This window comes from Flammeovirga sp. MY04 (assembly GCF_001682195.2).
GTDB classification, from domain to species: domain Bacteria; phylum Bacteroidota; class Bacteroidia; order Cytophagales; family Flammeovirgaceae; genus Flammeovirga; species Flammeovirga yaeyamensis.
The window spans coordinates 2,138,150-2,151,335 of the sequence record NZ_CP003561.2 but is presented as its reverse complement, the minus strand read 5'-3'; the positions used below and the strand labels follow the sequence as shown (position 1 = coordinate 2,151,335).

Below are 13,186 nucleotides of genomic sequence, written 5' to 3'. Positions count from 1 at the left end.
AGAAATGAAATTATTAAAATATAGTTTGATCACGTTTTTAACTTCTTTATTACTCTTAGGTTGTAATGAAGATAAGTTTCTAACATTGACAAACCCGAATGCTTTGACTCCAGAAACATTCTGGAAGAATTCAAGTCACTTTGATTATGCTTTAAACACTGTTTATGCAGGTTTACAGTTTAATACAATATCTGGATATAAGATTTCTAGCGAAATGGCAATGTCAGACTTATCAAAAAGTGACACTTGGTATGGTAGTTATACAATCTATAAACTATTTAATTATACGAATAGTGATCCTTTAGTTCAAAATAGATGGGCTGAATTGTATATTGGTATCAATAGAGCGAATCAGGTAATTACATATATCGAGAATGATGATGTTGAAATGTCTGATGAAGAAAAGCTAGAAGTAGCTGCTCAAGCAAGAACTCTTAGAGCATTTTATTATTTTGATCTAGTAAATAACTACGATGGAGCAGTAATTAATACAAAGTATTATGCTAATTCTGATAGTTTAAATAGAAAATTAAATACTAGAGCAGAGGTAATTTCTGAAGTAGTTATTCCAGATTTGGAGTTTGCTGCTGAGCACCTTCCAACGGAATGGCCAGAAAACCAATTGGGTAAAGTGACTTGGGGTGCAGCTACATCATTATTAGGTAAAGTGTATTTATACGACCAAAAATGGGCAGAAGCTGCAGCAGAGTTTAAGAAAGTTATTGATAGTAACAAGTATAGCTTAAATCCTGATTTCGGAGCTAATTTTAATGAGTTAGATGAATTTAATTCTGAGTCTATTTTTGAAGTAAATTACTCAACTTCTGTAAAACCTCCTTCGAGTAATAGAGATTGGGTAGATAATATTGCAGGTGGTAATGTAACACCTTCTGAAGCAAGTAGCTTAGAGCATTCATTTACTCACATTCTTACTGCAGGTGGATATAATGTTGTAACCTCTTCACATTATTTACATGAATTGTTATTAAGTGATGAAGTTGACCCTACAAGTCCTGTTAATGCGGCTGGTCAATCTCATTCTCAACGTCTTCAAAATTCAGTTTTAGTACCTCATTTTTATGGTCTTTATTTCACAAGACCATGGATAGACTCTTCTGGCGAGCAATATAAGTGGGGTGGTGGACACTCTGGTTATATTAAGAAATTTACTAGATGGAATGGTACTTTAGAAAATATTGAGAATAACGGTCAAACTTCACCAATCAACTTTAGATTAATCCGTTATGCTGATGTTCTATTAATGTATGCTGAAGCAATTAACGAATTAGGTCAATTCAATAATGCTATCACATATATCGATATGGTTCGTGAGAGAGCCGGTGTGTATACATTATCTCATTATATCTCGAATGATGCAGAAGGCAAATTCCCTCAATTAAATATCAGTGAAGAAGTAACGGGACAACCACAACCACGTGTTACTCCATCTCAAGAAACTATCAGAGAGCACATCAGATATGTTGAAAGACCAACTGAGCTTTCTTTCGAAGGACATAGATGGAAAGATTTAAGAAGATGGGATATTATAGGAGAAGCTCTTAATAGAAGAGCCGTTGATGAACAATGGAGATTGGATAATGAACAAACTATTGTAGGTCAACCTCCATTATATATTAACGGTTATGTCATCCAAAACTTTGTAGAGCAGTCAGCGAAGTATAATAAGAGTGTTCACAAGTACTATCCATTACCTGCTAATGAAGTACAAACAAACCCAGATTTACTGTAATCTATCCTAACAAAAGAAGAAATGAAAAGATTTAATTATATAATTGGTTTACTAACTCTTCTTGCAATCTACGGATGTAAGAAAGATTGGGAAGCTCCGGGTGCTGAACCAAATCACCAAGTAATATATACTTCAGAATACCAATTTGGTAATCAGGTACAAGTTGGTGGTTCTATCACATTCACAGATGCTTCAAAAGGTATTGTGAATAGAACTTGGACCCTTCCAGAGGGTGCAGTAATAGAAGGTACAACAGATCAAACATCATCTTCGGCAGATTTGATTCATATTCAGTTTGATGAAGCTGGTGAGAAAGAGGTATTGTTATCTCAAGAATTTGCAGGAGCTGCTTACGTGAATTCTGTTCAGAAATCGGCTAACTTAGATACTGCAATTGTTATTACAGTATTGGATTCTGTAGCTTTATCATTAAAAGCACATTATTATTTTGCAGATGGTAGTACTGGAGATGAATTAGACTTGTCTCAAGTGAATGAAGTTCAGGCAGGTAGAATGGTGAAATATACAATCACTCCTATCGGATCGCCTACAAGACTGGCATTTACATTTGATGGAGGTGATCCTGAATCTGTTATCTACGATGAGCAACAAATAATTGCAGGTGAAGCGACTGAGACAATTGTTCAGTATAAAAAACTAGGTGATTATTCTGTTAGCGTAACAGGTAGTCGTTCAAGACCAGAAGGTAGTGATGCTTTGTTATTTGAAAATGCTATTCGAGTAATCACATCAAATGACCCTGTTGAGCTAACGAATGTTTACACTGAAGGAGATTTAATTGCTCTTGATTTTAGTAGAGAAATTGATGCTAAATCTTTAGATGTATCAACTTTTAATGTTCACATTAAAAACAATGCACTTGATAGCGATGTAGCTATAGCTAGAGCTTATTTAGATCCAAACTCTTTAAATAAAGTTTTATTGGAGCTAAGTAGCGAAAAAGTTTATTATAACGATACAGCTAAAGTTTCTTATACTCCAGGTGTTTTACAATCAACTGATGGTAAAGCGGTTGATCAATTCACTGACCAATTAATATCAATCGGTGGATTAGTAAATATCTTAGAAGCTTCAACTTTTGATCAAGGTATTGAAAATTCGTTTGACACTAACTTCATTCCAGCAGGATGGGGAGGAGCTTTTGATAATTATACATCAGAAGTTACATCTGAGAAAGCTTATTCAGGAGCCAATAGTTTAAAAATTCACATGGCAGATGAAAATGCTAGTATGGCTATGTTACATGTTGATGGTTCTGGAGCGGGACATGAAGTTCCAACAGTAGCAGGAAAAACTTACTTAATTACTGCAATGCTTTATTTAGATAATTATGCTGGATGGGCAGGTTTTGAGGTTGATTTTAATGGAACTTGGACCAATAGAGTTGAATTGGATGCTAATCCTGATAAACAAAATGTTTGGATGGAAGTTAGCTTCGGTTACTATACTTGTTCGGGTAACGACTCTAAAGTGCCAACGCTAAGAGCATTTAACTCTTACGGTGGAGGTGCTCCATTAACATACTATGTTGATGACTTTAGTGTAATAGAAGTTGAATTAAGACCATAAGCTGAATCTATATAAAAGACTATCGTAATCCTTCGGGGTTACGGTAGTCCCTTAAATATTACTCTCTGATTTAAACTAATCAGGTACAAACTTCAAAAGGCACGGTAGTGTGTGATATATACCTCAACAACTATCCATTTAAAGAAGGGAGAACTTTTTAAAAATCAAGAAAGACAAGTGAAAGAAGAAATGAGAAATTTTTGCTTTATATTATTATCAGTTGTACTCCTTTGGGGATGTCAGTCGACACCCTCTGATGTGGAACGTACATCCGATTTCAATTTTGATTGGCAGTTCGCTCTCCTAGACATCAATCAAAAAGAATCGAAATTAACAGATGTGACTAATGAGCAGTGGAAAAATGTAAGATTACCTCACGATTGGGTGATTGGAAATGATTACGACTCCGCTAATGCTGAATTTGCTCCTGCCACAGGATACATTTATGGTGGAGGTATCGGCTGGTACAAAAAGACATTTAAATTAGACCTTACAGAAAATCAAAATGCATTTATCTTATTCGATGGTGTATATAATAAATCTGAGGTCTACTTAAACGGAAATAAATTAGGGTTCCATCCTTATGGTTACTCACCGTTTTTCTACGACTTAACTCCTTATTTGAAAAAGAACAAAGAAAATACTCTTGCAGTTAAAGTGGACCATAGCAATTATGCTGATAGTAGATGGTACACTGGGGCAGGTATCTATAGAAATGTAGAGTTAGTAGTGACAGATAAACTTCATATACCAATTTGGGGATCATTTATTACTACTCCAGAAGTATCTGAAGAAAAGGCAACAGTTAGTATTGTAACAGATATTAATAATGGTTATTCAATAGATAAAAACGTAACAATTAAAACAGAACTTTACTCTAAAAATGGAAAATTAGTAGCGGAAGTTTCTGAAAAGAAATTGGTAAAAGCAGGTGAAACAACTTCAGTTTCTCAAGAAGCGATTATCGAAAGACCTGAGCTTTGGGGTGTGGACAACCCTAATCTCTATGTAGCTAAAACTAAACTTATAGTTGATAATGGACAGATCGATGAACTAACAAACAACTTTGGTGTAAGAAGCATTGAATTTAATGCAGACTCCGGATTTTTCTTGAACGGACAAAACATGAAAATTAAAGGAGTCTGCTTGCACCATGACGGTGGTCTTGTTGGTACGGCTGTTCCTAAAGATGTGTGGAGAAGAAGGTTACAAGTATTAAAAGATGGAGGTTGTAATGCGATTAGAATTGCACATAACCCTGGTTCAAACGAATTCCTAGATCTTTGTGATGAAATGGGTTTTCTTGTTCAAGATGAATTCTTTGATGAGTGGGATTACCCTAAGGACAAGAGATGGAATCAAAAAGAGCAATCTCAAAATCAAGAAACTGAAGGTTATGCTAATTACTTCCAAGAGTATGCTGAAAAAGATCTTAAAGCGGTGATGTTATCACATAGAAATCACCCTTCGATTTTCCAGTGGAGTATTGGTAACGAAATTGAGTGGACTTACCCTAGAATTTCACAAGCTACAGGCTTTTTTAATAACATGAATTGGAATGGTAATTATTTCTGGTCGAAGTCTCCTTATTCGAAAGAGAAAATCCAAAGCGAGTTACAACGTATTCCAACTCTAAAGTATGATATCGGTACCACAGCTGCGAAATTGGCTAAGTGGACGAAAGAAATGGATATTACCCGCCCTGTTACAGCAAACTGTATTTTACCCTCCGCCTCACATGAAACTGACTATGGTAAATCGTTAGACATTGTGGGATACAGCTACAGAAGAGTACTTTACGACTATGGTCACAAAAACTACCCTGATAAAGTAATTATGGGTACGGAAAACCTTGCTCAATATCATGAGTGGAAGGCAATTATGGATCGACCGTTTATTGCAGGTACTTTCTTCTGGACTGGTATTAACTATCTTGGAGAAATCAGAGCACCTTGGCCGAATAAAGGTAATGATGCCGGAATGGTTGATTTTGCAGGTTTCCCTAAACCGTCTTATCAAATGATTAAAACGTTATGGACGGATAAACCTCATACATATATAGCTACACAGACTTTGGCTAAATCAATTAATAAAATTGATAAAAAGACAGGGAAATTAGTAGCAAAAGATTCTAAAGCGTGGGAAACTGCTCTTTGGGAATGGCACGACGTAAACAATCACTGGAATTATACTGAAGGTGAAATGATTAGTGTTGAGCTTTACTCTAACTGTGATGAAATCGAACTTTTCTTAAACGAAAAAAGCTTAGGTAAGAGAACTTTAGCAGAATACCAAGACCACATTTATAAGTGGGCGGTACCATTCGAAAAAGGGGAATTATCTGCTATTGGTAAGAAAGATGGCATCACAACAGAAACAAAACTGATTACTGCAGGTAAACCTGTTGCAGTAAAATTAGAAATTGACAGAAACGAACTTTCAAACAATCAATACGACGTTGCTCATGTTGTTGCCCAGTTGGTCGACGCACAAGGTAACCCTGTCAGAAATGTTGAAAGAGTAATCAACTTCGAAATTCCAGAATATTTAAGAGACTTAGGGGTGGATAATGGTTCAAATACCAATATTCAAAATCATACGCTAAGAAAAATAGAAACGGATAAAGGTCGTGCATTACTTGTTTTACAATCTACTGAACAATCGGGTAAAGTAGAGGTAAAAGCAACAGTAGATGGGTTATCATCAGATAGAGTTTTACTATCTATCGGTGAAGACAAAAACAAAAAAGACGACATAGTAGCAGAATTGAACTAAACAATATAAATACAAAAGAGATGAAAGCAGCATTCTATGAATCAAAAGGAAAAATCAGTGTAGGAGAAGGTAAAATTATCGCTCCTGGAAAAGGTGAAGTACGTTTGGATGTAGCTTACTGTGGAGTGTGTGGTACAGATGTACACATTTTCCATGGTGTGATGGACCAAAGAGTTAGCCCTCCACAAACTGTAGGACATGAGGCTTCTGCTGTTGTTGCAGAAGTTGGTGAAGGTGTAACCAATGTAAAAGTAGGCGATAAGGTAGCTGTTCGTCCTTTACATTTTGGCGAGGAACACCCATTTGATAAAGGACATAAGCATGTTGGTAAGAACTTAAAATTTATTGGTATCGACTCTAGCGGAGCATTCCAAAATTCATGGACAGTTCCTGCGTATACATTGCATAAATTACCAGAGCAATTAAGCTTAATGCATGGTGCGTTTATCGAGCCATTAGCAGTAGCTTGTCACGATGTAAAAATTGGTCGTGTTCAAGAAGGCGAAAATTGTTTAGTTATCGGTGGTGGTCCAATCGGAACATTAATCGGTTATGTATTGAAAGAAAAAGGGGCAAATGTTTTCATTTCTGAAGTAAATGAAACGCGTTTGAAAATGTTGAATGAGCTGGGTTTTGCCACAATTAATCCTGCCAAAGAAAACTTAAACGAAAGAATCTCTGAGTTAACGAACGAAAAAATGATTGACTGTGCATTTGAGGTGTCAGGTTCTGCGCCAGGTGTACAAACAATGACAGAGGTAGTCAACGTTAGAGGTAGAATCGTGATGGTAGCCATTCACGGTGGAGAGCAAAAGAAAGTGGATTTATTCAAATTCTTCTGGTCAGAAATCGAACTTCTTGGCGCTCGTTTATACGAAGAGGATGATTACGAAGAAGCGATTAGAATTGCGGATTCTGGATTTGTTCCTTTCGAGCAATTAATCACTAAAGTGGATGATTTAGACAACATCCAAGCTGTATTTGATGAGATCGATCAAAATCCAGAAGGGATGAAGTATCTAATCAAATGTAACGACAACTAAAAAACTGTTTGATAGTCGATAGGCGATAATCGGATATACTATCAAATAACTGATATAAACATTAAAGATTATAGGTTGATAGGATTGATGGTAAGGGATATAGAAATCGCGAACCCCTCCTAAATCATCAATCCTTTTCAATCCAACAAACAACAGAACAAAATGAGTATCCTAAATAATTTCCAATTAGAAGGTAAAGTAGCTTTAGTTACTGGATGTAAAAGAGGTATTGGTAAAGCTATGGCGATCGGTCTAGCAGAAGCGGGAGCTGACGTGATTGGTGTTTCAGCTTCATTAGAGTTAGAAGGAAGTGAGGTGGAGAAAGAAGTGAAAGCAAGAGGTAAAAACTTCTCTGCTTACCAATGTGATTTTTCTGATCGTAAGTCGTTATATAACTTCATTATGACAGTAAAAGCAAACCATCCTCAAATTGATATTTTGGTGAACAATGCAGGTACAATTCTTCGTACTCCAGCAGCAGAACACCCAGATGAAATGTGGGATAAAGTAATTGAGGTGAACCAAAACGCTCAATTTATTTTGACTCGTGAGATTGGTAAAGAAATGGTAGCAAGAGGATCAGGTAAAGTGATTTTCACCGCTTCATTACTTACTTTCCAAGGTGGTATTACAGTTCCAGGTTATGCAGCATCTAAAGGTGCAGTTGGCCAATTAGTAATGGCATTTGCTAACGAGTGGGCAGGTAAAGGTGTAAACGTAAATGCAATTGCACCAGGTTATATCTCTACTGATAACACTGAGGCGTTAAGAAATGACCCTGAAAGATCACAATCTATTCTAGCAAGAATTCCTGCAGGAAGATGGGGTAACCCAGAAGATTTCGCAGGTCCAGTTGTGTTCTTAGCTTCTCCAGCTGCAGCTTATATGCACGGTAGCATCATGCTGGTAGACGGCGGATGGATGGGTAGATAATCTGAATATATATAATTTGAATGATGGAAAAGGGGGCTGTCCGATATCAATTTCATCAAATTACAGTCCTCCTTTTTTCAGTTAAATATGAACCATATTCTAGAGCATGTTTAAGACATTTTGATGTTTTAAACATGTTCTAACCTTAAAACGAAATAACTATGTCAGAAACATTAGCAGCAGCAGAAGTAAAAAACTATGATCTGTTTATCGATGGTAAGTGGATTAAAGCTACATCAGGAGAAACTGAAAACGTATTAAGTCCAATTAACGAGGACGTAGTAGGTGTTGTGCAGATGGGTGCAGAACACGAAGCAGAATTAGCATTACAAGCAGCAGAAAGAGCACAAAAAGAATGGAAGAAATTACCATCTATAGAACGTGCGAACTTAATGCGTAAGTTTGCAGCAGAAATTAGAGCAAACAAACCATATTTATCAAATTTATTATCACGTGAGCAAGGTAAACTGATTTCAGTGGCCGAAATGGAAGTAGAAGTAACCGCTACTTTTATCGAATATGCTTGCGATGGTGCAAGAAGTATAGAAGGTGATATTATGCCTTCAAGCAATCCAAAAGAACAAATTTGGATTCAAAAAATCCCAAGAGGAGTTATTGTTGCCATTACAGCATGGAACTTCCCATTGGCTTTAGCAGGTAGAAAGATTGGTCCAGCTTTAGTAGCAGGTAATGCTATTGTAGTAAAACCAACTCAAGAAACACCATTAGCTACTCTAGAACTTGGTTTTATTGCAGAGAAAGTAGGTATCCCTGCTGGTCTTATCAATATTGTAACAGGTAAAGGTAGAGTATTGGGTAACGCATTAGTGGCTAACCCGATTACTAAAATGGTAACGATGACAGGTTCAACTCCTGCGGGTCAGCAAATCTTTAAAACAGCTTCAGAACATTTGGCTCACGTTCAATTGGAATTGGGTGGTAAAGCACCAGCCATTGTCTTCCCTGATGCTGATATAGATTTAGCAGTAGATGCTTGTTTCAACTCACGTTTTGATAACTGTGGTCAGGTATGTACTTGTAACGAAAGAATGTATGTTCACGAAGCTATTTACGATGTATTCATGGAGCGTTTCATGGAAAAAGTAAAAGCAATAAAAGTAGGTAACCCATTAGACAGATCGGTCACTATGGGACCTAAAGTGAATGCTTCTGAAGTTAAAAATATGGAACACTTAGTAGCTAAATCTATCGAAGAAGGTGCTACAATTGCTACAGGTGGTAAAAAACCTGAAGGTGCTGAGTTCCAAAAAGGATTCTGGTTCGAGCCAACCATCATTACTGATGTAACTCAAGACATGACGATCGTTCATGAAGAGTCATTCGGACCAATTCTGCCAGTATTGAAATTCAAAGAATACGATGAAGTAGTTGAAAACGCAAACGATTGTGAGTTTGGTTTAGCTGCAATGGTATTCACAAGAGATATCAACACAATCATGAGCCTAAACGACGATCTTGAATTTGGAGAGATCTACGTAAACAGAGGTCATGGTGAGCAACACCAAGGTTTCCACAATGGTTACAAACTAAGTGGTACAGGTGGAGAAGACGGTAAATACGGCTTCGAGCAATACATGGAGAAGAAAACATTCTACGTGAAATACTAAAATTATGTAGCAGGTAGTAAGTAGTAGGTAGCAATTCAAACCTACTACCTGCTACCTGCTACCTACTACCTAAAAAAAGATGAGTACAGCAATTAAAGATATAAAAACAAGGTTATTCGAGGTGCCACTACCAGAGGTATTGTCAGATGCTAAGCATGGTGATCATTACCATTTTGAGTTAGTGACGACGACGATTACGTTGGAAAATGGCGTTGAAGGTACAGGTTATACTTACACAGGTGGTAAGGGCGGCAAGTCGATCAAAGCCATGTTGGATTATGATATTGCACCTGCAATTCTTGGTCAAGACGGAGCAGATATCGAAAAAGTATATGATTTTATGGAGTGGCATATCCACTACGTAGGTCGTGGAGGTATCTCTTCATTTGCAATGTCAGCAGTAGATATTGCCCTTTGGGATATCAAATGTAAAATGGCTGATCAACCACTATGGAAAATGGCAGGTGGACAAGGTAACACATGTAAGGCATATTGTGGAGGTATCGATTTGATGTTCCCAATTGAAAAGCTTCTAAACAATATGCAATCGTATATGGATAGAGGTTTCAATGCGGTGAAAATCAAAATTGGTCGTGAGAACCTTGATGAAGACATCCAAAGAATCAAAGCAGTAAGAGAATATATTGGAGACGATATCACATTTATGGTCGATGCCAATTATTCAATGTCTATCGAGAAAGCAATAGAATGTGCTGAAAGATTTAAACCTTATAATATTACTTGGTTTGAAGAACCAATCATTCCAGATAATTACAAAGGTTATGCGGAAATAACAGAGAAAACTGGGGTACCGTTGGCTATGGGTGAAAACCTACATACTATTCATGAATTTGAATATGCCATGGAGCAATCTAAATTATCATTTGTTCAGCCAGATGCATCAAATTGCGGGGGTGTAACAGGGTGGTTAAGAGCAGCGAAATTGGCAAAAGAAAATAATATACCTGTTTGTTCTCATGGTATGCAAGAACTTCATGTAAGTCTTGTATCATCACAGGAAAATTCAGGTTGGTTAGAAGTACATAGTTTCCCTATTGATGAGTATACGACTAGACCTCTAGTAGTAGAAAATTATAGAGCTGTAGCTTCTGATGAACCAGGTACAGGTGTAGTCTTTGATTGGGAAAAATTAGCTCCTTTTGAAGTGAAACCACAAGAATTTGCATAATAAAAAGTTCATTCAATGAGCTTTAAAAAATATAAAATGTGATATGCACATGTACGGACGTTGCACTGCAACGTCCCTACGCATATACATTATCTAAAAGAAATGAATTAAATACTACCAACATTACACATCATGATCAAACAACAATTATTTGGGGTACATGAGGGACACGAAGTACACCAATACGAATTATCAAATCGAAATGGAATGAGTGTCAAAATTATGACACTTGGTGCAACGATCACCTCATTAAAAGTTCCTAATAAACAGGATGGCTTAACCCAAGTAGCTTGTGGTTTTGATCAATTAGATGGATATTTTTCGGATGCCTATAAAGCGAATGCTCCCTATTTTGGATGTACTGTTGGTCGTTTTGCTTCAAGAATAAAAGATGGAAAATTTGCAGTAGATGGAGTAGAATACACGTTGGCAACCAATGATGGTCCAAATCATTTACATGGAGGCATTAAAGGTTTAGACAAGCAAATTTGGACTTGTGTCAACGAATTATCAAGTGAAGTTGCCGATAGTATTACTTTCCAAAAAACAAGTGAACATATGGAAGAAGGCTTCCCTGGAAATGTAACTATCGAAGTGACTTTTACTTTATCACAAAACAACAATTTAGAGATTTCTTATCATGCGACGACCGATAAGAAAACACCTATATCTTTAACCAACCACACCTATTTTAATCTATCAGGATTTAAAGAAACGGTGGGCGGACATACAGCTAAAATTTTAGCAGATAGCTTCTTAAAAGCAGATCCAACAAATGTTCCAGTGGGAGAGATTGAAAATGTAGGAGGAACAGTATTGGACTTAAAAGAAGGAAAGAAACTAGCAGAGGTTTTTGAGGAATTAGAAACAGGCTGTGAACACTATTTCTTATTTGACGAAAAAGATACTTTACGTAATGTGGCTTCATTTAATAATGACGACACAGGTATTACTTTAGAGATTTCAACTACCGAACCAGGTATGTTATTTTATACAGGGTATTTCACTTCTAACGAACTACAAAGAGAAAGCGGTGACCAATTTGGAAGATATAAAGCATTCTGTTGTGAGACACATAGATATCCAAATGGTCCTAACATCGATGGAGCTCCTAAACCTTTCACAACGCCAGAGGAGCCTTACACATCAACAACAGTCTATTCATTTAAATAACAAAACATTATAAGTCATGATTGAAGGAGTTTTATGGTCGATTTTTGCAGGACTGATGCTCGGTCTTTATGCATTACCAGAAAAGTTTACGAAAGAATTTGAATTCGAAAATACGTGGGGTTTATTCTTCGCCATCAACACATTTATTATTCCTAACATTGCCGTTTATTTCTTAGTAGATAACTTCGGCGATATTCTAGCTGCAGTACCTACCAATGTAATGATCGGTATGGCTGTTGCCTCTTTCCTATGGGGTATTGGTGTAATGATGTGGGGTAAAGCCATTAACTACATTGGTTTATCACTTGGTTTTTCTTTGTTTATTGGTACCATTATTTTAATTGGTTCTCTTATTCCATTTATGATTGATGGTATACCTGAATTTCAAGTATTCGCTACGATCATGTTAGGTATCCTGATTGTATTATTCGGGGTAATGAGTAACGGTAGAGCAGGTCTTTTAAAGCAAAAAGAAGATGATAAAGGCGAGGAAGTGAAAAGTGATAACATGATCACGGGTATTTCTATTGCTGTAGTGGGTGGATTATTAGCAACAGGTTTTAACTACGCGAACTCAGTAGGTGCAGGTGTGATTCACGAGGCAAGTGTTGCAGCAGGCAACCCTGAGTGGGTAAGTGCAATTATTGTAATGTATATCATTTATGTTTTTGGTGGTATTTCTATCGCTTCTTATTTCTCTTACCAATTAACAAAGAAGAAATTATGGGGCAATTTTGTCACTCCACAATTCCCAAGAAATACAGTTTTAGCTACTGTAATGGGTATTTTTAACTTCTCTGCTTCAGCATTATTTGGTTTTGCAGCCTTTACTTTAGGTTCAACAGGAGGTACTGTAGGATATGCTATTTTCAATACGGTATCTGTTGGGGTTGCCATTGTAGGAGGTATCATTACAAAAGAATGGATTACCGCTCCAAAGAAAGCGAAAACATCACTTTATTTGGGGTTAGCATGTATGATCGTAGGGATTACAGTGATTGCTTTTGGCAATAGCTTAGGTACAGTTTAGACAAATGGTTTGAAGGGACGTTACAATGGAACGTCCCTACTAATCATCAAAATAAATATCGGTTACACTTTTAAG

General features: G+C 36.7%; 9 protein-coding genes. All 9 read left to right on the top strand.

Features of this window, described 5'->3' with window-relative positions; translation table 11 throughout:
- The first annotated feature begins 4 nt into the window (after positions 1-4).
- Positions 5-1,750: a RagB/SusD family nutrient uptake outer membrane protein gene (locus MY04_RS27615; RefSeq protein WP_066216573.1), complete on the top strand. Its 1,746-nt coding sequence runs from the start codon at positions 5-7 to the stop codon at positions 1,748-1,750.
- 21 nt (positions 1,751-1,771) lie between these two features.
- Positions 1,772-3,340, top strand: a complete 1,569-nt coding sequence (locus tag MY04_RS27610; protein ID WP_066216570.1) for a hypothetical protein — start codon at positions 1,772-1,774, stop codon at positions 3,338-3,340.
- Positions 3,341-3,529: 189 nt separating this feature from the next.
- Positions 3,530-6,115, top strand: a complete 2,586-nt coding sequence (locus tag MY04_RS27605; RefSeq protein ID WP_066216864.1) for a sugar-binding domain-containing protein — start codon at positions 3,530-3,532, stop codon at positions 6,113-6,115.
- 20 nt (positions 6,116-6,135) lie between these two features.
- Entirely contained in the window at positions 6,136-7,158 is a 1,023-nt protein-coding gene (locus MY04_RS27600; protein WP_066216566.1) for a zinc-dependent alcohol dehydrogenase, read from the top strand.
- A 168-nt stretch (positions 7,159-7,326) separates the two neighbouring features.
- A complete protein-coding gene (locus tag MY04_RS27595; protein WP_183363900.1) occupies positions 7,327-8,091 on the top strand; it encodes an SDR family NAD(P)-dependent oxidoreductase in 765 nt (254 codons plus the stop codon).
- A gap of 161 nt (positions 8,092-8,252) precedes the next feature.
- A complete protein-coding gene (gene aldA / locus MY04_RS27590; RefSeq protein WP_066216560.1) occupies positions 8,253-9,719 on the top strand; it encodes an aldehyde dehydrogenase in 1,467 nt (488 codons plus the stop codon).
- A 79-nt stretch (positions 9,720-9,798) separates the two neighbouring features.
- Positions 9,799-10,908: a mandelate racemase/muconate lactonizing enzyme family protein gene (locus tag MY04_RS27585; protein WP_066216557.1), complete on the top strand. Its 1,110-nt coding sequence runs from the start codon at positions 9,799-9,801 to the stop codon at positions 10,906-10,908.
- Positions 10,909-11,040: 132 nt separating this feature from the next.
- A complete protein-coding gene (locus tag MY04_RS27580; protein ID WP_084006185.1) occupies positions 11,041-12,081 on the top strand; it encodes an aldose epimerase family protein in 1,041 nt (346 codons plus the stop codon).
- A gap of 16 nt (positions 12,082-12,097) precedes the next feature.
- The gene (locus tag MY04_RS27575; RefSeq protein ID WP_066216551.1) at positions 12,098-13,111 is read left to right on the top strand and encodes an L-rhamnose/proton symporter RhaT; all 1,014 of its coding nucleotides are present in this window, start codon (positions 12,098-12,100) and stop codon (positions 13,109-13,111) included.
- The last annotated feature ends 75 nt before the right edge of the window (positions 13,112-13,186 follow it).

Coding starts and splice junctions, on each gene's coding strand:
- MY04_RS27615 (WP_066216573.1), top strand. CDS start 5: ATGAAATTATTAAAATATAGTTTGATCACGTTTTTAACTTCTTTATTA.
- MY04_RS27610 (WP_066216570.1), top strand. CDS start 1,772: ATGAAAAGATTTAATTATATAATTGGTTTACTAACTCTTCTTGCAATC.
- MY04_RS27605 (WP_066216864.1), top strand. CDS start 3,530: ATGAGAAATTTTTGCTTTATATTATTATCAGTTGTACTCCTTTGGGGA.
- MY04_RS27600 (WP_066216566.1), top strand. CDS start 6,136: ATGAAAGCAGCATTCTATGAATCAAAAGGAAAAATCAGTGTAGGAGAA.
- aldA (WP_066216560.1), top strand. CDS start 8,253: ATGTCAGAAACATTAGCAGCAGCAGAAGTAAAAAACTATGATCTGTTT.
- MY04_RS27585 (WP_066216557.1), top strand. CDS start 9,799: ATGAGTACAGCAATTAAAGATATAAAAACAAGGTTATTCGAGGTGCCA.
- MY04_RS27580 (WP_084006185.1), top strand. CDS start 11,041: ATGATCAAACAACAATTATTTGGGGTACATGAGGGACACGAAGTACAC.
- MY04_RS27575 (WP_066216551.1), top strand. CDS start 12,098: ATGATTGAAGGAGTTTTATGGTCGATTTTTGCAGGACTGATGCTCGGT.